This window comes from Bradyrhizobium sp. CCBAU 53415, assembly GCF_028128735.1.
In the GTDB taxonomy this organism is placed as follows: Bacteria; Pseudomonadota; Alphaproteobacteria; order Rhizobiales; family Xanthobacteraceae; genus Bradyrhizobium.
In genome coordinates this window covers 807,373-829,907 of record NZ_LBJF01000001.1, presented here as the reverse complement: position 1 = coordinate 829,907, position 22,535 = coordinate 807,373, and the positions used below count along the sequence as shown (strand labels likewise).

Genomic DNA, 22,535 nt, shown 5'->3' with positions numbered 1-22,535 from the left:
GGAAAACGGCTGCGCACTTTTCCGGATCATGCTTTAAAGGGCGCGTATCGCGGAGGATTGCAATGAAGAGCGAAATCACCGGCATCACCCGGGCCAATGAAGGCATCCAGGGCATCTCCTGGAACATCCTCGGCCAGACCTATGTGCCGAAGAGCTACGCCGAACACAGCTTCTCCTGGCATGCGACACTGCCGCCGGGCACGTTCGTGCCGCCGCACATTCATCCCGACCAGGATGAGTATCTCTACATGCTGGAGGGCAAGCTCGATTTCATGCTCGGCAACTCGGAGGCGCAGGCAACCGCCGGCGACCTGATCCGGCTCGGCATGGGCGTGCCCCACGGCATCTTCAACAAGTCGGATCAGACCGCGAAGGTGCTGTTCTGGGTCTCGCCGAGCCGCAAGCTGTTCGACCTGTTCTGGGGCCTTCACAACATGAAGGAGCAGAAACCCGAGGACGTGGTGGCGATGGCCGCCGAGTTCAACATCCACTTCCTGCCGCCGCCTCCCGGCGGCTAGCAGCGTATCTTAAGCGCGCACCGCGGCAAGGCCTGGCACTGCGGCGAAGCCGGCCTTGGTGGCGTAGCCGCGCACGATTGCCTCGCGCTGGGAATAGCTCAGGACGTTGTCGACATTGTCGAAGCCGTCGGGCGCGAGCTGCTCGACGGCGTCGATGACGCCCTCGGGGCCGCCGCGCCGGTTGGAGCGGACAATGTCCGCCGTCATCGGCAGGCGCTTCCTCTCGTATTCGAGCAGCGCCTGGCGCGGATGCTCGGCACGCACCAGCGCATCCGCAAGGCAGCGCGCGTCGAGGATCGCCTGCGAGGCGCCGTTCGATCCCACCGGATACATGGGATGTGCGGCATCACCGAGCAGCGTGACGCGCCCGGACGACCAATACGGCAACGGATCGCGGTCGCAGGTCGGATATTCGTAGAATTCGGGCGTCGCCGAGATCAGGCTCTTCACGTCGATATAGGGCACCGAGAAACGTGCGACATGCGGCATCAGCTCTTCGCGCCGGCCCGGCCGCGACCAGTCCTCCTTCCGCGGCGGCGGAGCGTTACCCTCGCCGACCTTCACCAGCACGGCCCAATTGGTGAGGCGGCTCGCCGGGCTTGATCCCTCCGCGATCGGATAGATCACCACCTTGGCATTGAGTCCGCCGGCCACGATCATCGATTTGCCGGTGAGGAACAACGGCCAGTCGCGCGCACCACGCCACAGCATCAGGCCGTTCCAGCATGGCGGCCCCTCGTCCGGAAACAGCGTCTCTCGGACGCGCGAATGGATGCCGTCGGCGCCGATCAGGATGTCGCCGCGCGCGGTGTGGACATGCGCGCCGGCACGATCGAAGAAGTAAGCGGTAACGCCGCCCTCGTCCTGCGTGAACGCACCAAGCCTGCAGCCGGTGTGAATTGCTTCCTGCCCGAGCCGCTCCTCGACCGCACGATGGATGACGCCCTGAAGACGGCCACGATGGATCGAGAATTGCGGCACGTCGTGGCCGGCGTCGATGCCGCGGGCTTCGCGCCAGACCTCCTGGCCGTGGCGGTTGAGGTAATAGAGCTGGTCGGTACGGATCGCGACCTCGTCGAGATTCTGGAGCAGGCCGAGCCCTGCAAGCTCGCGCATGGCGTGCGGCAGGGTGTTGATGCCGACGCCAAGCTCACGAACGGTGTCGGCCTGTTCGTAAATCTCGCAATCCAGACCGCGCGAGCGGAACATCAATGCCGTCGTGAGACCACCGATACCGCCACCGACGATAATCGCCTTCATCGCCCTTACTCCACTCGAAACACAGGCAATGGGTTAACGTCGCACGGGCGGTCACTCCGCTGCAAGCGGCTTTGTCGCCTCCGCCCTGAGCTCGGCCCGCGTCTTCGGCTTAGCCTTAATTCTCAGCTCCTCGAGATCCTGCCGGTCGCGCACGCTGTTGCGGAAAATCTGATCTTTTCCGGGCAGATATTGCGGCGGGCAGAACGCGTCGTTTGCCCCGTACCAGGCCGCCGCCTTCATGGTGAAGAACGGGTCGACCAGATGCGGACGACCGAGCGCGACGAGATCCGCACGGCCGGCGGCCAAAATGGTATTGGCCTGATCCGCCGTCGTGATGTTGCCGACACACATGGTGGCCACGCGCGCCTCGTTGCGAACCTGGTCCGAAAATGGCGTCTGGAACATACGCCCGTACACCGGCAGCGCATCGCGCACGGTCTGCCCCGTCGAGACGTCGACGAGATCGACACCCGCTTCGGCGAAGGCGCGCGCGACGGCGACAGCGTCGTCGCCGGTGATGCCACCTTCCGCCCAGTCGGTTGCGGAAATACGCACCGACATCGGCTTGTGCGACGGCCACACCGCACGTAGCGCCTCGAAGATCCCGAGCGGGAAACGCAGCCGGTTGGCGAGCGTCCCCCCATACTCATCCGTGCGGGTATTGGTCAGCGGGGAGATGAAGCTGGCGAGCAGATAGCCGTGAGCACAGTGCAATTCGAGCATGTCGAAACCGCAGCGCTCGCCGCGCTCGGCCGCCGCGACGAAAGCATCCCTCACCGCATTCATGCCGGCGCGATCGAGCTCGCGCGGCACCTGGCTATCGGGGAAATAGGGCAGCGGCGATGCCGAAAACACCTCCCAGCCGCCCTGCTCCAGGGGACGGTCCATGCCGTCCCACATCAGCTTGGTTGCGCCCTTGCGGCCGGCGTGGCCCAATTGAAGGCAGATTTTTGCGGCCGAGTTGCCGTGGACGAAATCCACGATGCGCCGCCATGCGGCTTCCTGCTCGTCGTTCCACAGGCCAGCGCAGCCGGGCGTGATCCGGGCGTCGCGGCTGACACAGGTCATCTCGGTGAAGATCAATCCGGCGCCGCCGATCGCGCGCGAGCCGTAATGCACGAGGTGGAAGTCTGTCGGCACACCTTCCTTCGCCGAATACATGCACATCGGCGACATCACGGCGCGGTTGGCGATCTCCATCTCACGCAGCCGGAACGGCTGGAACAGCGGCACCATCGGCCGATCGGTGTCGACATCGAAGCCGCTGCCGCGCACCTGCCTGGCAAACGACTTCTCGACCTCGGCCACGAAATCCGGCGCGCGGAGCTTCAGATTATCGTAGGTGATCGCCTTCGAGCGCGTCATCACGCCGAAGGCAAACTGCACGGGGTCGAAGTCCCAGAAGCGGTCGACGTGCTCGAACCAGACCAGCGAGACGTCGGCGGCGTGCTGGGTTTTCTCGACCTCCTCGCGGCGGCCGTGCTCGTATAGATCGAGCGCCGCCTCGATGGTGGGAGCTTTCTCCATCGCTTCGGCGAGCGCGATCGCGTCTTCCATCGCGAGCTTGGTGCCGGAGCCAATCGAAAAATGCGCGCTCGCCTTGGCATCGCCAAGCAGCACCATGTTGTCCTTGACCCAGCGCTTGCTGCGGATCATCGGGAAATTGCGCCACATCGAACGGTTGATGAGCAGCTTGTGTCCACCGAGGAACCAGCCGAAGATCTCCGCCATCCGTGCGGCGGATTGCGTCTCGTCCAGCCCCGTCAGGCCGGCCCGCTCGAACGTCTCTGGATCCGTCTCGAAGATCCAGGTCGAATGCCCGGCCTCATACTGATAGGCATGGGCGATGAACGGCCCCCATTCGGTTTCCTGGAAGATGAAGGTGAAGGCATCGAGCGGCTTGGTCGAGCCCATCCAGGCGAATTTGTTGGAGCGGACGTCGACTTCCGGCTGGAAATGATCGACGTATTTCTCGCGGAAGCGGCTGTTGATGCCGTCGGCGATCAGGATGAGATCGGCATCGGCGAAGCGGGATTCGTCGTCGATGTCCACCTCGAAGTGGAGGACGACGCCAAGCTCGCGGGCGCGCTCCTGAAGGATCAGAAGCAGCTTTCGGCGTGAGCAGCCGCAAAAGCCGTTGCCGCCGACCCGGTGCACCGTGCCGCGGAAATGCACGGCAATGTCGTCCCAATAGGCGAATTCCTGGGTGATACGCCGGTAGCTCGGAAGATCGTGCTTTTCGAAATTGTCCAGCGTGGCATCCGAAAACACCACGCCGAAGCCGAAAGTGTCATCGGCCCGGTTGCGCTCATACACCGCGATGTCGGCGCCCGGGCGCTGCTTCTTGAGCAGGATCGCAGCGTAGAGACCCGCAGGTCCGCCACCGATGATCGCGACTTTCATGGGAGCCTCGCCAATTCACCCGGCCACGAAAACTATTTTAAGCCTAAAATATTTTTGCGCAAGTCCCCGTTGTCGGCGCGGCCGCCGCAAAGGCGATCGGCCTAGTCGCCCCTGAAGACCGGCTTGACCTTGTTGGCGAAAGCCTCGAAGGCGCGCTCGAAATCGGCCGTTGTCATGCACAGGGCCTGAGCCACGGCTTCCGCCTCGATCGCCTCCTCCACCGACATCGCCCATTCCATGGCCAGCATCCGCTTGGTCATGGTGTTGGCGAAGGTCGGTCCTTCAGCGACTTGCCTGGCCAGCAATTGCGCCTGGGGCAACACTTGCTCCGGCGTCACGATACGGCTGAAGAAGCCCCAGCGCTCGCCCTCTTCCGCGGTCATGAACCGGCCGGTGTAGAGCAATTCCGAGGCGCGCGACTGCCCGATGATCCGCGGCAGGATTGCGCAGGCGCCCATGTCGCAGCCGGCCAGCCCCACCTTGTTGAACAGGAACGCCACCTTGGCCCCGCTCGCCGCGAGGCGCATATCCGAGGCCATGGCGACGATTGCCCCGGCCCCGGCACAGATGCCCTCGACCGCGGCCACGATCGGCTGCGGGCAGGCCCGCATCGCCTTGACGAGGTCGCCCGTCATCCGCGTGAAGGCGGTCAGGCCCTTGGTGTTCATCTTCACGAGCGGGCCGATGATCTCGAACACATCGCCGCCGGACGAGAAATTGCCGCCGGCGCCGGTGACGACGATGGACTTGACCGCGTCGTCGAACGCGCAGGCGCGGAAGAAATCGGTCAGTTCCCGGTAGCTTTCGAACGTCAGCGGATTCTTTCGTTCAGGGCGGTTGAGCGTGACCGTCGCGACACCGTCGACCACGGCCAGCAGGAAGTGCTGCGGCGAGTAATCGGCAAGCGGGACGGTGACGGGATTGGCTGGTCTGCTCATGCGATCTCCTCGGTATGTTTGTTCCGCTCCGCTAAATCTCGCCGCCGGCGACTGCAATCGCCTGTCCGGTGATCGCACCAGCGCCCTCGCCGCACAACCAAAGCACAGCGTCCGCCACCTCTCGAGGTGTGATCAGCCGTCCCTGCGGATTATGCTTGGCGAGCTCGGCGATCGCCTGCTCGCGGCTCCGTCCCGTCTTCTTCATGATGTTTTCGATGCTGCCGGCGACCAGATCGGTATCAGTGAAACCCGGGCAAACCGCATTCACGGTCACATTGCTGCCGGCCACCTCGAGGGCAAGCGAACGAACGAGACCAACCACAGCGTGCTTCGCCGCGCTGTACGCGCTGACATAAGCATAGCCCTTGAGCCCCGCCGTCGACGCAATCACGACGATGCGGCCATAGGGACGATCCTTCATGCCCGGCAGCACGCCGTGGATGGCATGGACCACGCCCATGAAATTGATGTCCATCATGCGAGCAAACAGAGCGCTGTCCGATTTCGCAAATGGCGCGGATTCGGCACTCCCCGCATTGGCGATCAGGACATCGATCGGCTTTCGCGCATGGGCCTCGGCGATGGCGGCTTTCAGAGCGATCTCGTTCGAGACGTCGGCGACAGCCGCGAAGTGCGCGGCGCCTGCCTTGACCGCCTCCTCGAGGGTGGCAGCATTCCGGCCAAGTACCGTCACAGTCGCGCCGGCACCGACGAGAGCCGCCGCGATTGCACGGCCGATGCCTTTACCGCCACCGGTCACCAGCGCGTGCGGCGAGTGCGGCAATCCGGACATGCGCTGGCTCCCTCAGATCTGCGGATCGTTCTTTCGATATATTTTAACCTTCAAGCTTTTGCAACGAAAGCGCAGACCGACCATCGCGAGCGCGGGCACGATACTCGGCCCGAAAATTGCTTTAAGTATAAAATTATCGCTTCCCATCGCCCGCAGGCCTGTTAGCATCAAAGGGCCCAGCAAAAGGATGTCGCGTGTCGCAGCCTGTGCCAATGATAACAAGGGACGGACGCTTCGCCTATGAAGCCGCGGGCGATCCGGGCGCGATACCTCTGATCTTCCTGCATGGCATCGGCGGCGCGGCACGAGCCTGGCGGCGGCAGCTTGCCACATTCGGCAGCCGCTTCCGCGCGATCGCATGGGACATGCCGGGCTATGGCGGATCGGCACCACTGACCAGCGTCAGTATCGCTGCCCTAGCCGATGCGCTTCAGCAATTCATCGAGCAGCTTGGTGCGGCCAAGCCTATTCTGGTCGGCCATTCCATTGGCGGCATGATCGTCCAGAAATGGCTGGTGCAGTCCCCCAAACTGGCGCGTGCGGTCGTACTGGCACAGACCAGCCCGGCCTTCGGCAAGGCCGACGGCGATTGGCAGAAATCATTCATCGCTGCACGGCTCGGGCCGCTCGATCGCGGGGAGACCATGAAGTCGCTGGCGCCATCGCTGGTGAAGGAGCTCGTCGGTGACGATCCCGATCCGAACGGGATGGAGCTTGCACGCGAGTGCATGGGAAGCGTGCCCGAGGCAAGCTATCGCGCCATGATGCTGGCTCTCATCGGCTTCGATCAGCGCAGCACGCTTGGGGATATTTCCGTCCCCACACTGCTGCTGTCCGGCTCCAGGGACAACAATGCGCCCGCGCCAATGATGGCAAAGACGGCGACCTATATCCCCGGAGCTGAATATGTCGAGCTCGCCGGCGTCGGCCATCTCGCCAATCTTGAAGGCCCCGGTGCTTTTGACGAAGCTCTCGGCCGGTTTCTAAACTCTCTCGCGATCAAAGCCTAAGGTAACTGCGCGATGACCATGCAAGTCAGCAAGACGATTGACACGACCAACAAGGTCGCGCTTGATACGCCGATCTTCGATCCCGTCGCGTTCCGCTTGAGCGACGAGCAGGCCGGCATCGTTGCGCGCGCCCGCGAGATCGGCCAGAGCGTGTTCGCCGCTCGCGCCGCGAGCTACGATCGCGAGGCGACTTTCCCGACGGAGAATTATCGCGACCTGCATCGCGTCGGCCTGCTCGGCATTGCCGTCCCCAAGAAGCACGGCGGCCTCGGCGCGAACTACCAGACCTATGCTTTGGCAGCCGCCGAGATCGGCCGTTATTGCGGCGCGACCGCGCTGACCTGGAACATGCATGTTTGCTCGACCCTGTGGTCGGGTCCCCTCGCCGACGATCTGGACATGGATACAGAGACCCGCGCGGAGCACGAGCGACGCCGCGCGGTCCACTACAAGCGCATCGTCGCGGACGGTGCGGTCTATTCGCAGCCCTTCTCCGAAGGGGGCGCGGCGGCGGCAGGCGGCGTCGCCTTTGGTACGGAAGCAAGGCCGGTCGCGGGTGGCTGGATCGTCAACGGCAAGAAGATCTTTGCATCGCTTTCCGGTCATGCCGACTATTACGGCGTGCTCTGCACCGAGATCGAGGAAGGCGAGAAGGCATCGCGCCGCAACACCCTTTACCTCGCAATTCCCGCAAAATCAGAAGGCATCTCGGTCGTCGGTGACTGGGATCCGCTCGGAATGCGCGGCACGGTCTCGCGGACGCTGCTGTTCAAGGACGTGTTCGTGCCGGAGGATTCCGCGCTGATGCCGCGCGGCGTCTATTTCCAGGCAGCTCAGCGCTGGCCGCACATGTTTCTGACGCTGTCGCCGACCTATATGGGCCTCGCGCAAGCCGCCTATGATTTCACCGTACGTTACTTGCGCGGCGAGGTTCCGGGCATGCCGCCGGTCAAGCGGCGGATGTATCCGACCAAGCAGATCGCGGTCGCGCAGATGCAGATCAAGCTGGAGCAGATCAAGTCGATCTGGTTCCAGGCGGTCACCGAGGCGCGCGCCAATCCGAGCAAGGAGCAGGTGTTGCGGGCCTATGCCGCGCAATACTCGGTGATGGAAGGCGCCAATGAGCTCGCCGCGCTCGCGATCCGCACCTGCGGCGGTCAGGCCATGCTCAGGTCGCTGCCGCTGGAGCGGATCTATCGCGACAGCCGTTGCGGCTCGCTGATGCTGCCCTGGACCGCCGAGCTCTGCCTCGATCGGATCGGGCGCGAAGCGCTGTACGAGGCCGGCGAAACGGACGACTGACCGTGGACCTCTGCAGCCTGATCGACCGCAACGCGGCGTTCGCGCCACACAAGACGGCTATTGCCTTCGAAGGGAAGCGGCTGAGCTATGCCGCGTTCGCCGCGCGCATCGAGCGGACTGCGACCGCCTTGAAGCAGGAGCTCGGCGTCGGCCAAGGCGACCGTATCGCGATCCTGAGCCTGAACCAGCCGGATTATCTGGTTCTGCTCTACGCGTGCGCGCGGCTCGGGGCGATGCTGGTGCCGCTGAACTGGCGGCTGGCTGTCGCCGAGCAGCTGTTCATCCTCGGCGATGCCGGCGCCAAGGTTCTCGTGCTTGAGCAGGCCTTTGAGGGCGTTCTTCACGAGCTTGCGCAGTCCGCGGCGGGGATTGCCGTTGTCGGCCTCGACTTCGCGCCGCCCGGCGGCACAACATTCGAAGATCTGCTGGCTGGAAGCGACGGCATCAGCCGAAATCCGCACACCGATCTCTCATGCCCGCTGCTGATCGTCTACACGTCAGGCACGACCGGGCGGCCAAAGGGCGCGGTGCTGCGCCAGGAGGCGCTGTTCTGGAACGGCGTCATGAGCCAGCACATGCACAACATGACGTCCGACGACCATGTGCTGACCGTGCTGCCATTCTTCCACGTCGGCGGCCTCAACATCCAGACCACGCCGGCGCTCCAGCTGGGCGCGACGGTCACGGTCCATGCGCGCTTTGCGCCGGATACCGCGCTTGCGGCCATCGCACGGGAACGGCCGACACTCACGGTGATGGTGCCCGCGATCATCCAGGCCGTAAGCGAGCATCCCGCCTGGGCGACCGCTGATCTTTCGTCACTCAAGGCCGTCGCCACCGGCTCGACCATCGTGCCTCCGCACCTGATCGAGCGTTTTGTCGCGCGCGACGTCCCGGTTCTTCAGGTCTACGGCTCGACCGAGACTTGCCCGATCGCAATCTACACAAGGCTCGGCGGCGATCTTTCGCGCGTGGGATCGACCGGCCTTGCCGGCCTGTGCTGTGAGGCGAAGGTGATCGATCAAGCTGGCAATGAGATGCTGGCGGGCACGCCGGGCGAGATCGCGGTGCGCGGTCCCAACGTGTTCTTCGAATATTGGGGCAACGGCGCCGCAACGCGCGACGCCTTGCACGACGGCTGGTACCGCACCGGCGATATCGGCCTGTGCGATGCTGACGGCTATTTCTGGGTCCGCGACCGCAAGAAGAACATGATCATATCCGGCGGGGAAAACGTCTATCCGGCCGAGGTCGAGCGCGTCCTGCTCGAACACCCCGATGTCAGCGAATGCGCCGTGATCGGCCGGCCGGACCCGCGCTGGGACGAGGTGCCGATCGCCTATGTCATTGCGAGATCCGGCTGCCGGCTCGAAGCGGACGAATTGAGGGCGCACCTTCGGGCGCAACTCGCGCGCTACAAGGTTCCACGCGAGATCGTCTTCGTTACCGATCTGCCGCGGACGGCGCTGGGCAAGGTCCAGCATTTCCTGCTGAAGCAGCTTGATGCGCAATCACGCAGGCAAGGAGAAGCGTCTTGAAGATTGCAGTTCTGGGTGGGGGCAACGGCTCTTTCGCGGCCGCGGGTGATTTTGCGCTGTCGGGGAATGAGGTGCGGCTTTGGCGCCGCGATGCCGATCAGGTCGCGGCACATCGGGCCGCGGGGGCGAACATCCTGGTCAAGGATCACAACGGCCGCCACGACGTGAAGCTCGCGCTGGTCACGACCGATATCGCCCAAGCCGTCGATGGCTCTGAGTTGATCCTGTGCCCCGCTCCCGCCTTCGCGCAAGCAGATATTGCCCGCCTGCTCGCCCCGCATCTGCGAGACGGCCAGGTCGTTTTTCTGCCGCCGGCGACATTCGGCTCGATGATCTTCGCCAAGGCTGCGCAGGATGCTGGGAACCTTGCGAAGGCTAGCTTTGCCGAGACCGGCACCCTGCCCTGGCTCACCCGCAAGCACGGGCCATTCGAGGTCGCGATCACCATCCGCGCGAAGCGGCTTCCGGTCGGCGTGTTCCCGCTCGATCGGGCGCCCCACGCACTCGAAATCATCGGACGCGCTTTCCCGGGCGTGATCGAACCATGCGGAGATGCGCTGTCGGGGGCGCTGATGAATGCAGGCCCCATCATCCATCCGCCGTTGATCGTGATGAACGCAGGGCCGATCGAACATTTCGAACGCTGGGACATCCACAAGGAAGGCACCCAAGCCGCGATACGGCGGGTCACCGACGCGCTCGATGCCGAGCGAATCGCGGTGCGCGAGGCATTCGACTATGGCGCACCGCATTTCCCGCTTGCTCACCACTATGCGAAGGAAGGCGAGATCTGGATGTATGGCCGGGGCTCGCACGACCGGCTGACCGATTCCGGCGACTGGCGCGAACGGATCGTGCTAACCGAGCACCGCTACATGCGCGAGGATCTGCGGCTCGGGCTGTCGTTGCTGGCTTCTGTCGCCGACATGGCTGGCGTGGTCACGCCGCTGGCCAAAGCGTTCCTGTCGATCGGCGGCGCGGTTTGCGGCGAGGATTTTGCGCAAGGCGGCCGAACGCTCGAGACGCTGGGGCTCGGCAATCTCAGCAAGGCTGAATTGCAGACGCTGCTTCGCAATGGATTCTGATCGATGACCAATCGCGTCAATATCGCCTGCCTCGGTGCTGGCCGCATGGGACGCGGCATCGCCGTCGCGTTCGCCTATGCGGGCCACAGCGTCACGATGATCGACGTCAAGGCGCGCTCTGCGGAGGAATTTGCCAGGCTGGAAGCGGACGCACGCGACGAGGTCAGGAAGACCTTTGCCAGCCTGTCGAAGCTGGGGCTCTTGACCGAGGCGGATGTCGTGCCGCTCATCGCGCGGGTCTCGGTGGTCGCGGCCGGCGGAAGCGGTCCAGCGCTCTCTGAGGCCGGCATGGTGTTCGAGGGCGTTCCCGAGGTCGTCGAACTCAAGCGGGAGGTGCTGGCGGCCGCCTCAAGGCAAGTCGGTCCGGACACGATCATGGCATCGACGACATCGACCATTCTCGTCGATGATCTCTCCGGCGCGATCGTGAACCCTCGTCGCTTTCTCAACGTGCATTGGCTCAATCCAGCCTACCTGATCCCGCTGGTCGAAGTTTCCCCCGGCAAGTCCACCGACCCCGCCATCATCGAGGAAGTCAAAGCTCTGCTCGAAGGCATTGGCAAGGTGCCCGTTGTCTGCGCGGCGACGCCCGGCTTCATCGTCCCGCGCATCCAGGCGCTCGCGATGAACGAGGCCGCACGCATGGTCGAGGAAGGCGTCGCCAGCGCGGAGGAGATCGACAAGGCGATCCGCTACGGCTTCGGCTTCCGCTATGCCGTGCTCGGACTGCTCGAATTCATCGATTGGGGCGGCGGCGACATTCTCTACTACGCAAGCCGGTATCTGGAAGGCGCGCTCGGCAGCGAGCGCTATCGCGCGCCGGACGTCATTTCTCACAACATGCATGAAGGCCGGATCGGCCTGCGCACTGGCGCAGGATTTCTCGATTATTCCGGGCTCGACGTCGACGCCTATCGCGCGAAGCGGCTCCAAGCCATGGTCGACCTGCTCCGGCACTTCGGGCTGGCGCGCCCCCCGGTGCTCGACCGCAACTAGCCGAAGACATCCTGGAGCACACCCTCCCGGACCACCGCAACGCCGTCGAGTTCGATCGTCGTTCCCATCATCGGGAGGTCGAAATGTCCTGCCGTGTAGCGCCCTGCGAATTCATTCGCGCCAGTCGAGAACAGGAAATTGCCGGAGACTGCCCGAATCTCGGTGCCGTTGGTATCGCGCTGATCGTACATCGACAGCGCCTCATAGCGCGCGCCCGGATTCATGCCGAAGCCGACATGCGAGACGGCGTAGGCTTCGCGATCGCCCCAGGCGGCGAGATAGGCGCGCATCATTGCTGCGTCGGTGCCCTCACCTTCCAGCTCGACGACATAATCGTCTTTCAACGTCATCTTCACGGGCGACGTCAGGTAGCGCTTGAAGGTGAGGTTGATGTCGCCGGGCGCCATCACCAACGTGCCGTTGATGGTCCCGCTCTTGGGGAAGCTGACGACGATTCCACCGGGCCAGTGCGCCAGCGTGCCGGGTTTATCGGTCCAACCCCACACCCCGACCGTAGACGCGCCGACCATATCAACATCGAGCGCCGTGCCGGACTTCGACGTCACCCGCATCCGCTTGGTCCCACGCAACATCTTGGCCGCGGCTCGAACGCGTCTCTCGAGCGCGCGATCCGGCACCATCCGTTCCAGCGCCTCGGGATGCTCATTCGAGATTACCAGGATCCGCGCCCCGGCCTTCAATATCTCTGGCGTCTCCACCGCGTGCATCAGCCCCTCGATGGTGCAATCCACCACGAAGCCGGCCTGCTGAAGTGCAGTGACGACCGGGCCAAGCCGTTGGATCGCCTCGCTGGCCCCAGTCGAGCGCACCGGAACGATATGCCGGTTGCGCGGTGTCGGCATCACGACGTGAAACGGCCGCGCTCCCATCCGCAGCAGCGCGAGCTCCGCCAGATGCACGTTCAACGCGCGCGATTGGGTTTCCGAGAGGATCGCCGCAGTATCTCCGGCCTTGACGGCGCATCGCTCAAAGATCTCGCAAAATGCGTCAATCCATTTTGCTTCGATGCGATCAGCCAGCATGATTCTCTCCCGATCTTCAGGATTCTTTTTTGTTACGCTTCGGGGAAGCCGCGGAGCAAGTACGAGCGCACGGCTCCCAACAGGCCATTCAAGATCAAGCCCAGCAGCGAGATCGTGATCAACGGCACGAACATGTCCACGGCCTGAAACGTTCGGGCCGCCGTTACCAGGGCGTGCCCCAGTCCGTCCGTCGACGTGATCATCTCGGCCAGAAACACCACGATGCAGGAAATGACAAGGCCGATCCGGCATCCGGTCAGGATCGACGGCATCGCGGCCGGCAGCACCACTTTGAAGAGGACTTCATAGCGCGGCGTTCCTGCCGCCATGGCTGACCAAATCAGCTTCTGCTCGACGGTCGATGCACCGTAGTAGGTCGAGAGCAGAATGGGAAAGAGCGCGTCCGCGGCCACCAATGTGATCTTCGATCCGTGGCCGAACCCGAGCAAGAGCAGGAGCGCCGGATAGAGCGCGACCTTGGGCAACGGCGCCAATACACGGACGATCGGACGGACCACGGCGTCGATCGCGGGACTGGCGGCAGCCGCGATACCGATGCTCACGCCAAGCACGACCGCAATCGAGAATCCGGCAAACAGCCGGATCAGCGTTGCCGCGATCTCCTGCTGAAAGGCGAACGTCACGAGCTGTTGAAGGAGCCGGCCGAAGACGAAGCCCGGTGGCGGCAGCAAGACCGCGGGCGCAAAGCCGAATGACACCAAGCCCTGCCACACCGCGATCACCAGCACGATCGGGGCGATTCCAAGAACGACGTTCGGGGAGAGAAAGCGCGACATCATGAGAAGCTCAGCGGCATGTCGAACTGCGGCTCGGACCAACGCACGAGTCTGGCACGTACCTTTTCGAAAATCGCATCGAGGCAAATTCCCATTGCCCCGACGATGATGATCATCGCAAAGACGGTGTCATATTGACCCATGTCGAGCGCATTGAACAGGATGTTGCCGGCCCCCGATTGACGGGCGATCATCTCGCTGGTGATCATCGTGATCAGCGCCAGCACCAATCCTGTGCGGCATCCGGTCAGGATTTCCGGCAGCGCCGCGGGCAGCACGATCCGTACCAGGCGTTGTGCGGGCAAAAGCCCCATCGCGGCACCCGACCATAGCATCTTCTCTTCGACGGCTTTGGCACCCTCGAAGCTGTGATAGATCACAGGGAGGCTGACGCCCAGAAAGATCACCAGTGTTTTGGTGATGTCCCCGACGCCCAGCCAAAGCATGATAATCGGCATCAAGGCAGCTTTGGGTACCGGATAGATCACCATCAGAAGTGGATTGAAGAAGGCTGCAACGCCGCGGCTGCGTCCCATCAACAACCCCAGTGGAATCGAAACCAGCACCGCCACACCGAACCCGATCGCCATGCGGCGAAGCGAAGCGAGGATGTTGATCAGGGATTCCTTGTCGCCGAGAACGTCCGGAACTGCCCGGATCGCCTCGATCGCCGTCGGGAAGCTGTCGTTCTTCAGCGCGAGCGCGGCAAGCTGCCACACGGCCAGCAATCCGATGCAGGCCAGCACCGGAGCGGCCCGCCTGATCAAGGCAGCCGGCGCCATCATGAGACAGACCCGGCTTCGTCGCTCTCATCGAACATGCGCTCGATATCGACGACGTACTTCTGATAGCGCGGGTCGAGCAATAGCTCATTGCGGCGGCGTGGCCGCGGCAGATCAATGTCGATGACCTGCCGGATGCGGCCGGGCGATTTCGACATCATGACGACTTTGTCCGAGAGGAAGACAGCCTCATCGACCGAATGAGTGACGAACAGCACCGTCTTGCGGTCACGCTCCCAGATGTTCAGAAGATCGTTCTGCAGGCGTGTCCGGGTGTGCGCGTCGAGCGCGCCGAACGGCTCGTCCATCAGAAGCACTTCGGGATGGTAGGCGAGCGTGCGCGCCAGCGCCACGCGCTGCTTCATGCCACCCGACAATTCCTTGGGGTAGAAATTCTCGTATCCCTTGAGGCCGACCATCTCGATCAAGGCCCGGCTCTGCGCTTCTGCCTGAGCGGCGTGCACCCCTTGCTGGCGCGGGCCATACATCACATTGCCCAGCACGGTCTTCCAGGGAAACAGCGCGAACTCCTGAAACACCGGTCCGCGATCCGGACCTGGCCCTGCGATCGCATGTCCCTTGATCCTCGCTGTGCCGCTCGTCGGGCGGACAAAACCACCGACGATATAGAGCAATGTCGACTTGCCGCAGCCGGACGGACCAAGGATGGAGACGAAGGCTCCCTCCTCGATCGTCAGCGAGATCTCCGATAGCGCCAAATGATCCTTGCGCGCCGAGGTCTGAAAGACCTGCGAGACGCGATCGATCTCGATGATTGCAGAAGCCGGCTCTTGTGATGTCACCGGTCTCACCCATTCGCTCGATCTCGCAGGCACCACCGTCATCCAGTCTCTCGTCTCACTCGCGCGAACATTCTTCGATAAACCTGCTGAACGTCTTCCGTCAGCGGCACAAGCTTAGCAAGAAGCCTGCCAGACAGGCGGCCGTTTTCGCACCCGTGGGGTGCGTCATTCGAACCACGGCCACTCTGCCGGGCCTTCATGCGTGACGGCGCCGCCCGGCGCCTGGCCGACCAGTCGCGCATATTTTGCGAGCGCACCTGCACGGTGACGCGGCGGGCGTTGATTCCAATTGCGTCGCCGCGCGGCGAGTTCCTGCTCGTCGAGCAGCACATCCATCCGCCGGTTTGCGGCATCGATCCGGATCCTGTCGCCGTCGCGAACCAGCGCCAGAGGACCGCCGACAAATGCTTCGGGGGCCACGTAGCCGATGCACATGCCGCGGGTCGCGCCGGAGAACCGGCCATCGGTGATCAGCGCCACCTTTTCGCCCATGCCCTGCCCGTAGATCAGAGCGGTGACGCCGAGCATCTCACGCATGCCGGGCCCGCCGACCGGCCCCTCGTTGCGGATCACGAGAACGTCGCCCGCCTTGTAAGTGCGATCCCGAACCGCTTTGACACAGCCTTCCTCGTCTTCGAACACGCGCGCCACGCCCTCGAAGAATTGACTCTTCAGGCCGGCGACCTTGATCACCGCACCGTCGGGGCAGAGATTCCCCTTCAGCACCGCCACGCCGCCGTCAGGCATGATCGGGGCACGAGACGCGTAAACCACCTCGCCGTCCGGCGCGTTGGCCGCGCCGTATTCTTCAGCAAGCGTGCGGCCTGTGATGGTGATGCAACTGCCCTCGATGTGACCGCTCTGGATCAGCTCGCGGATCACGACCGCTGCGCCGCCGATGTCGTAGACATCCTTTGCCGTGTACTTGCCTCCGGGACGCAAATTCCCAATCAACGGCGTCCTGGCGAATACCTCGCCCACGTCATCGATCGTGAATGCAATGCCTGCCTCGTTCGCAATCGCCGGCAGATGCAGCGCAGCGTTGGTCGAGCCCCCCGTTGCCGCAACGATCGCCGCGCCGTTTTCCAGGGATTTCCGCGTCACGATGTCGCGCGGCAGCGGTCCGCCGCGCTCCAGCATCTCCATGATCAAGCGTCCAGCGCGGCGCGAAATCTGCGCACGCTCGGCATAGACGCCGGGCACCATCGAGACGTTGGGAATGGTCAGCCCCATCGCCTCGGAGACCATTCCCATGGTGTTCGCGGTGAACTGGCCGGCGCACGCGCCGATCGTCGGCAAGCAGGCACGCTCGATCCGCTCGAGCGTGGCGCCGTCGATCTCGCCGGTCATGAAGCTGCCGACAGCCTCATAGGAGTCGAGCACCGTGAGCGTACGCCCATCCACGCGGCCCGGCAGTGAGCTGCCTCCATAGATGAAAATGGATGGTACGTTGCAGCGAACCATGCCCATCATCACGCCGGGAAGCGTCTTGTCGCATCCGCCGTATCCGATCAGCGCATCGTAGGCCAGCCCATGCACGACGGCCTCGATCGAGTCGGCGATCAGTTCACGCGAAAACAGCGAGAACTTCATTCCCTCGTGATTCATGCTGATGCCATCGGAAACCGAGACGGTCGAGAACTCACGCGGTGTGCCGCCAGCTTCCTCGATTCCGGTCTTGGCGGCGGCCACCTGGAAGTCGTGGGTCATGTTGCAGGGCGTCTGCTCGCCCTTCATGCTGACGATGCCTACCATCGGCTTGGCAATCGCAGCGTCGTCGAGCCCCATGGCGCGCATGAATGCACGATGCGGGGCCCGGTCGAGCCCATCCGTGGTGACTCGTGATCGCAACTTCTTCATATCCGCATCTTCTTCATGCAGCGTCCCGGATGATCCGGGACGCCACGATCTTACGCTCGACAATTCCCCCGCTGCTATTGCAGCGGAGCGACGATCGTCTGATGCTTGAACTGTGCGACATCCAACTTGGGCAGCATTCCCGTCTCTGCATAGATGTCCAGCATCTTCTGGATCGCGGGGAAGTTTGGTGCTGCACCAGGATCACGACCGAAATCATTGTCCTTGAGCAGGTAGGTGTCGAGCACCGGAATGGGCGCCTTGAGCACCTCGGATACGACCTTTAAGGTCTCTTCACGGTTGGCCAGCGCCTTCTTCATGCCCGACGTGATGTCACGGACATAGGCCTTCACCAACTCGGGGTTCTTGTCCACGAAATCGGCACGGCACGCTTCCAGAATGTGCACGATGTTCGGCATGGCCTGGGACAGCGAAAACAGCTTCCTTGTGCCGCCCCTTGCCTCCGCGCGCGCGGCAAACGGCTGGTTCATGTTGACCGCATCGACGCGGCCCTGGCGGAGCGCATCTTCGGAGACGGCAAAGCCGACCTCGACCAGCTTGATGTCCTTGGCCGGATCGACGCCATTCTGCTTCAGAAGCAGGTTGAACGGCCCTTGCGTGCCGCCACCGATCACGGAAATGCCGACCGTCTTGCCCTTGAGATCGGCGATTGTCTTGATGGGCGAGTTATCCATGACCGCCCAGTAGACCGAGAAACCGCCAGGCTTCTCGAAGACGTGCTGCGCCACGATGTAGGCCTTGAGATTGCCGCCGACCACGCCGTTGGCGAGCGATAGCGGCGCCTGCGTCGCGCAATCCAGCGCGCCGGCTGCAAGGGCCTGCGTCATCGGCGCGGTGCCCTGGAATTGGGTCCATTCGATATTGTAGGCCTTACCAATATTGGGAAATTCGGTTGGCCTGCGCATCATCCAGTACTTGGATTCCTCTGCCGGGATCGTCCAGCCGACGCGGATCGTCTGCTGCCCCCATGACGGGCCTGCCCCCGCGCTCACGGCTGCAGCCGCTCCCAGAGCCAGGACCCACTTCGAAACGGTTCGCATCGTGCCACTCCGCTGCTCCGGCGCCGACCGGCGCCCCCAACCCGACCGCCTCAAATGTTTCATGGTTCAAACAATCAGGCAAGCCATGCAAGCCAGGCGGTTTTGCCGTCCGATGCGCAATGTATGGTAAAGCGGCGTCGCATTGCGACAGAAGGAGGCAACCTATGGCTGATGAGAGCAAGGCAAACGCGCAAGCCAGCGAGAGGCTCGGCTACCTGGGCCTTGGACTCATGGGAACGCCGATGAGCCGACGCCTGCTCAAGGCCGGCTATCGGGTTGCGGTCTGGAACCGGTCGGAGGGCAAGGTGGCTCCGCTCGCCGAGGCCGGCGCCAAGCGCGCGGTCACGCCTCGTGATCTCCTGGCAAACTCGGACATCGTCTTCATGTGCGTGACCGATGCGGCGGCGGTCGAGAAGGTGATCTTCGGACCAGAGGGTCTGGCAGCGGCGCCTGGCGCAGGCAAGCTTGTCGTCGATTTCTCGTCGATCCATCCTGACGCCGCGCGCGACCTTGCAGCGCGACTGAAAAACGCAAACGGCGCGCGCTGGATCGATGCGCCAGTGTCCGGGGGCACCAAGGGCGCCGAGGAAGGCACACTCGCCATCATGGCGGGCGGAGAAGCTGGCGACATCGAGAGGGTGCGGCCTTATGTGCTGACCATGGCGCGCAGGTTCACTCACATGGGCCCAATCGGCGCCGGCCAGACCACAAAGCTGTGTAACCAGGTGATCGTCGGATGCGCAATGGCGGTGCTCGCGGAAGCAACGCGCCTAGCCGTGAACGCCGGGATTGACGCGAACCGATTGCCGGAAGCGCTCGCCGGCGGCTTTGCGGATTCCATTCCGCTCCAGCTGTTCGTGCCGCGGATGGTGCAGGGCATTCACACCCCGCCGCTCGGCCACATCGCCACGATGCTCAAGGATCTCGATACGGTCGCCGATGTCGCACAGGCGACGTCGACGCCGGTGCCGATGGCCTCGCTTGCCGGACAGCTTTTCAGGCTGGCCAAGGCCGCTCGCGGCGCGGAAGCGGACGCGCTGGAGATCTACAGGCTTTCAGCGGCAGAGCGCGAGGCTGTCTAGGGCGACCTGAAGCGCGTTACGGCGCCTTCTTGCGTTCATCGTCGGCCATGAAGCGGCCGAACGCCCCTTGCGCGAAAAGCAGCGGCTCCTTTGCATTGTAGGCGTAGGCCTCGACCGCCCCGAGAAAGATCACGTGATCGCCGCCATAGTAGCGATTCACGGAGCGGCATTGGAAGTTGGCAACGCTCTCGCCGAGCACTGGCGCGTTGCCGAGGCCAGGGGTCCAGTCCACGCTCGTGAACTTGTCGTCCGACGATTTTGCGAACTTGTTCGCAAGCGCCTGTTGCGAGGCGCCGAGGACGTTGACGGTGAAATGGCTGGCGTTCTGGAAGATGATCAAACTCGAGGAATAGACGACGAGGCTCCACAGAACCAACGGCGGATTCAGCGAGACCGACGCGAACGAATTGCATGTCAGCCCGTAGGGCTTGCCGTCAGGCGCTGCCGCCGTGATGATCGTCACGCCCGTTGCATAGGTTCCGAGCGCGTTGCGAAAGTCGCGAGGATCGATCTGAGAGTTGTCGCTCGCGAACTCGTTGGCGGGATCGGGAGCGCGGGGCTGCTTCGGCAGATCATTCATCGGCCGACCTCACAGCGTGAGATTCTCGGACGGCAGGCCGAGCGCCACCCGTCCATAATTGGTCCCGGCCGCATCGAAGTTGAACGCGAGATGTGAATTGATCGCGTGCGCATCACGGAACTGCCGTTGCAACACGCCGCTCGTGAACAGACCGCGCGCGCCGCTCGCGGCAAACAGCATCGAGACTGCGTCCGTGCACAAGTTCACTGAAAAAGATCCGTCGCGCCGATATCTGGTCTTGGTCGCCATGTCAGGGATGTGACCGCGCCGCGCGTGCTCCATGGCTTCGAGGCAGGCCGACCGCATGATCAGGCGTGCGGCGTCGATCTTCGCCGAGGCCTCCGCAATCTTGATCTGCGTGCTTTGAAAATCACTCAGCTTGGCGCGGTTGTAGGTTGAAATTCGATGACGTGCGACCTCCGTATAATCGTCGAGACACGCCTGCGCATTTCCCAGCGCGACACCGGAGAGGACGTACGGGAACAGCGAGAACACGGGAAGCGCATACAGCGGATTCGGATTGACCTTGCTTCCCGGCGTCGGACCACCGGCAAGGTCCCCGACGGCGACCGTCATATGGTCAGCCACGAAGGCGTCCCTGACCTCCACGTCGCAAGATCCCGTCCCGCGCAGCCCGGCGACATTCCAGGTGTCCAGCACCTTATAATCGCCTTTCGGCAGCAGAAAGATTCGATACTCGATGCCATCAGCCTCGTCGTCGGAGTAGACCACGCTTGCAAGCATGTTCCATCCGCAGGAGGCAACGCCGGAGGAGAATGGCCAGCTACCATGCAGCTGGTATCCGCCCGCGACCCGCGTGGCGCGTCCGGCCGGAAAAATGAACGAGGATGCGATCAGCGCATCCGGATCACGGCCCCAGACCAGATCCTGCGCCTTCTGCTCGAACATGCCGAGCATCCAGTGATGGCTCGCCAGATTGGCGAGATTCCAGGCCACCGACGCATCCGCCTGCCCGAGCAGCTCTGCGCAATCGACGAGGGCGACATAGTCGAGCTCTGCGCCGCCGATCCGGGCCGGTTGAAGCATCCGGAACAGGCCGGCGTCGTGGAGGTCCCTTTCGGTTTCCGTCGGAAGATGCCGCAGTTCCTCAGTCCGCGCCGCACGCTCTCGAAGTCGCGGCAGAAGCGCCCGGCCCTTCGCAATCATCGACGTATAGACCTCTCCACGGGCTTGCTGGCCTGTGGGCTGGGTCATGATCGGCTCCTGGCCAGGTGCCATGCGTGTCCCTCGCTTTCACACATTTATGCGGCGGGACCTTCGTCAAATCAAGCCGAGGGAATGAGTCAAGCCGACGTTGGAGGCTTGACCGAGCCGAAGGCGCCCTTCTCGGCAAAATTCGCGATCCGACGTTCGTCGTAGCCGAGCGTATCATCCAGGACCTGCTTCGTATGCTCGCCCAACAGAGGTGCCGCAACGGGATCAATCGCGCCGGTCAGGCTCATTGTGATCGGCGGCTCGATATTCGGCACCCATTCCGCTGTAGGGTGCGGAATCCGGTTCAAGCGATGACGCTCGCGAGCCTCGGGCGCATTGAACCCCTCCTCGACCGTCCGGAGATAGCCGACCGGGATATTGGCCGCCTTCATCTTCGCCATCCAGTTTTCGAGAGTATCGCTTGCAAAGACTTCCGCAATGGCAGCCCGCAAGAGCTCCTTGTTCTCCGAACGGGCTTTGCGCGTCGCAAACTGCGGATCGGTGATGAGATCAGGCCGATTCAACACCTCGACCACGAGCCGGCGGTAGAGCCGGTCGTTGGCGCAGGCCATGTAGAGCGGCCCGTCGGAGGCTTCGTAGACGCCGACGGTGGGAGACCCGCTGGGCGAATTGCCGAACCGGCCGGGGTTTTCGCCATTGATGAGATAGGCCATGCCATAGAAGCCGGTCATCCCCATCGCGATGTCGAACAGGGCGACTTCGACGTGCTGGCCGCGGCCGAGCCGATCGCGGGCCAGCAGAGCCAGCAGGATGGCATTGCAGGCAGACATCCCCGTCGCCATGTCCACGATGGGCGGACCGGTACGAACCGCCGGGCCGTCGGCAAATCCGTTGAGCGACATGAAGCCGCTTTCCGCCTGCGTGATGGGATCGAAGCCGGGCCGCGCGGCGAACGGTCCGGTGCGACCGTAGGCGGAGATCGAGCAATAGACCAGCCGCGGGTTGAGCGGCGCGACCGACTCATAGTCTAGCCCGAACTTCTTCATCACCCCGCTCGAAAAATTCTCCACGACCACATCTGCCTTGCGGATCAGATCCAGCGCGATCTCTCGGGCCGCCGGCACGGCAAGGTCGAGTGCAATGCCGCGCTTGTTGCGGTTCAGGCTGAGATAGGCGGCGCTTTCGCCGCCAATCTCGGCGTGCTCATAGGCGCGCGTGTCGTCGCCACCCTCGGGATTCTCGATCTTGATGACGTGCGCGCCAAAATCGGCGAGCGTCTGGGTGCAGGCCGGGCCGGCGACCACGCGCGTGAAATCGACGACCAAAAGACCATCGAGCGCAGTCGGCCCTCCCGTCCCTCGTGACGAACGTACCGGCAGTTGAGGCTTGGTGGGCATCGATAGCGCTCCCTTATCGGCTTGTGGCCGCCGAATTTCTCGCAGGAACAGACTTAAAGCCCGGCGCCGCCGGCTTCGCAAGTGCTTCACCCGCATCGCTTCAATACGCAAAAA

Annotated in this window: 20 protein-coding genes; 7 read left to right on the top strand and 13 right to left on the bottom strand. The window is 63.4% G+C overall.

The window, feature by feature from the left end; genetic code table 11:
- Positions 1 to 62 precede the first annotated feature (62 nt).
- Positions 63 to 518: a cupin domain-containing protein gene (locus XH87_RS03860; RefSeq protein ID WP_035704990.1), complete on the top strand. Its 456-nt coding sequence runs from the start codon at positions 63 to 65 to the stop codon at positions 516 to 518.
- 9 nt (positions 519 to 527) lie between these two features.
- On the opposite strand, the gene XH87_RS03855 is transcribed toward XH87_RS03860, so the two are convergent.
- The 4 genes from XH87_RS03855 to XH87_RS03840 all read right to left on the bottom strand — a co-directional run bounded on the left by XH87_RS03855 (position 528) and on the right by XH87_RS03840 (position 5,912).
- Positions 528 to 1,778 carry a flavin-dependent oxidoreductase gene (locus XH87_RS03855; protein WP_271586224.1) on the bottom strand — a complete coding sequence of 417 codons (1,251 nt, stop codon included), beginning with the start codon at positions 1,776 to 1,778 and terminating at the stop codon, positions 528 to 530.
- A gap of 51 nt (positions 1,779 to 1,829) precedes the next feature.
- Positions 1,830 to 4,181: a bifunctional salicylyl-CoA 5-hydroxylase/oxidoreductase gene (locus XH87_RS03850; RefSeq protein ID WP_271586223.1), complete on the bottom strand. Its 2,352-nt coding sequence runs from the start codon at positions 4,179 to 4,181 to the stop codon at positions 1,830 to 1,832.
- A gap of 101 nt (positions 4,182 to 4,282) precedes the next feature.
- The gene (locus XH87_RS03845) at positions 4,283 to 5,119 is read right to left on the bottom strand and encodes an enoyl-CoA hydratase family protein (RefSeq protein ID WP_271586222.1); all 837 of its coding nucleotides are present in this window, start codon (positions 5,117 to 5,119) and stop codon (positions 4,283 to 4,285) included.
- A gap of 31 nt (positions 5,120 to 5,150) precedes the next feature.
- Positions 5,151 to 5,912 carry an SDR family NAD(P)-dependent oxidoreductase gene (locus XH87_RS03840; RefSeq protein ID WP_271586221.1) on the bottom strand — a complete coding sequence of 254 codons (762 nt, stop codon included), beginning with the start codon at positions 5,910 to 5,912 and terminating at the stop codon, positions 5,151 to 5,153.
- Positions 5,913 to 6,106: 194 nt separating this feature from the next.
- Between XH87_RS03840 and XH87_RS03835 the strand changes: the two genes are divergently transcribed.
- Genes XH87_RS03835 through XH87_RS03815 form a run of 5 tightly spaced genes read left to right on the top strand, consistent with a single transcriptional unit; the run spans position 6,107 to position 11,843 of the window.
- Positions 6,107 to 6,922, top strand: a complete 816-nt coding sequence (locus XH87_RS03835) for an alpha/beta fold hydrolase (RefSeq protein WP_035704998.1) — start codon at positions 6,107 to 6,109, stop codon at positions 6,920 to 6,922.
- 12 nt (positions 6,923 to 6,934) lie between these two features.
- Positions 6,935 to 8,224 carry an acyl-CoA dehydrogenase family protein gene (locus tag XH87_RS03830; protein WP_271586220.1) on the top strand — a complete coding sequence of 430 codons (1,290 nt, stop codon included), beginning with the start codon at positions 6,935 to 6,937 and terminating at the stop codon, positions 8,222 to 8,224.
- A gap of 2 nt (positions 8,225 to 8,226) precedes the next feature.
- Positions 8,227 to 9,762 (top strand): class I adenylate-forming enzyme family protein, encoded by a 1,536-nt coding sequence (locus XH87_RS03825; protein WP_271586219.1) that lies wholly within the window; start codon positions 8,227 to 8,229, stop codon positions 9,760 to 9,762.
- Positions 9,759 to 10,847, top strand: a complete 1,089-nt coding sequence (locus XH87_RS03820; RefSeq protein ID WP_271586218.1) for an NAD/NADP-dependent octopine/nopaline dehydrogenase family protein — start codon at positions 9,759 to 9,761, stop codon at positions 10,845 to 10,847. The genes XH87_RS03825 and XH87_RS03820 overlap by 4 nt, the downstream gene beginning before the upstream one ends.
- Before the next feature lie 3 nt (positions 10,848 to 10,850).
- Positions 10,851 to 11,843: a 3-hydroxybutyryl-CoA dehydrogenase gene (locus XH87_RS03815; protein ID WP_271586217.1), complete on the top strand. Its 993-nt coding sequence runs from the start codon at positions 10,851 to 10,853 to the stop codon at positions 11,841 to 11,843.
- On the opposite strand, the gene XH87_RS03810 is transcribed toward XH87_RS03815, so the two are convergent.
- From XH87_RS03810 to XH87_RS03785, 6 genes are all read right to left on the bottom strand, one after another.
- Positions 11,840 to 12,886, bottom strand: coding sequence for a peptidase M29 (locus XH87_RS03810; RefSeq protein ID WP_271586216.1), 1,047 nt, complete (start codon positions 12,884 to 12,886; stop codon positions 11,840 to 11,842). The two genes, XH87_RS03815 and XH87_RS03810, sit on opposite strands and share 4 nt — an antisense overlap.
- A 32-nt stretch (positions 12,887 to 12,918) precedes the next feature.
- The gene (locus XH87_RS03805; protein WP_271586215.1) at positions 12,919 to 13,686 is read right to left on the bottom strand and encodes an ABC transporter permease; all 768 of its coding nucleotides are present in this window, start codon (positions 13,684 to 13,686) and stop codon (positions 12,919 to 12,921) included.
- Positions 13,683 to 14,468: an ABC transporter permease gene (locus tag XH87_RS03800; protein ID WP_271586214.1), complete on the bottom strand. Its 786-nt coding sequence runs from the start codon at positions 14,466 to 14,468 to the stop codon at positions 13,683 to 13,685. The genes XH87_RS03805 and XH87_RS03800 overlap by 4 nt, the downstream gene beginning before the upstream one ends.
- Complete coding sequence (locus tag XH87_RS03795; protein ID WP_271586213.1) at positions 14,465 to 15,310, bottom strand: ABC transporter ATP-binding protein; 846 nt, start codon at positions 15,308 to 15,310, stop codon at positions 14,465 to 14,467. The genes XH87_RS03800 and XH87_RS03795 overlap by 4 nt, the downstream gene beginning before the upstream one ends.
- 123 nt (positions 15,311 to 15,433) lie before the next feature.
- Positions 15,434 to 17,128: a dihydroxy-acid dehydratase gene (gene ilvD, locus XH87_RS03790; protein ID WP_271586212.1), complete on the bottom strand. Its 1,695-nt coding sequence runs from the start codon at positions 17,126 to 17,128 to the stop codon at positions 15,434 to 15,436.
- A 74-nt stretch (positions 17,129 to 17,202) separates the two neighbouring features.
- Positions 17,203 to 18,186 (bottom strand): ABC transporter substrate-binding protein, encoded by a 984-nt coding sequence (locus tag XH87_RS03785; RefSeq protein WP_271586211.1) that lies wholly within the window; start codon positions 18,184 to 18,186, stop codon positions 17,203 to 17,205.
- Positions 18,187 to 18,350: 164 nt separating this feature from the next.
- On the opposite strand from XH87_RS03785, the gene XH87_RS03780 reads away from it, so the two are divergent.
- Entirely contained in the window at positions 18,351 to 19,268 is a 918-nt protein-coding gene (locus XH87_RS03780) for an NAD(P)-dependent oxidoreductase (RefSeq protein ID WP_271586210.1), read from the top strand.
- Positions 19,269 to 19,284: 16 nt separating this feature from the next.
- Here the strand turns inward: XH87_RS03780 and XH87_RS03775 are convergent, their stop codons facing one another.
- The 3 genes from XH87_RS03775 to XH87_RS03765 form a co-directional block, all read right to left on the bottom strand.
- Positions 19,285 to 19,848: a flavin reductase family protein gene (locus XH87_RS03775; protein WP_271586209.1), complete on the bottom strand. Its 564-nt coding sequence runs from the start codon at positions 19,846 to 19,848 to the stop codon at positions 19,285 to 19,287.
- A gap of 9 nt (positions 19,849 to 19,857) precedes the next feature.
- Complete coding sequence (locus tag XH87_RS03770; RefSeq protein WP_193374117.1) at positions 19,858 to 21,063, bottom strand: acyl-CoA dehydrogenase family protein; 1,206 nt, start codon at positions 21,061 to 21,063, stop codon at positions 19,858 to 19,860.
- Between the two features lie 89 nt (positions 21,064 to 21,152).
- Positions 21,153 to 22,421, bottom strand: a complete 1,269-nt coding sequence (locus XH87_RS03765; protein ID WP_158668482.1) for a CaiB/BaiF CoA transferase family protein — start codon at positions 22,419 to 22,421, stop codon at positions 21,153 to 21,155.
- Positions 22,422 to 22,535 lie beyond the last annotated feature (114 nt).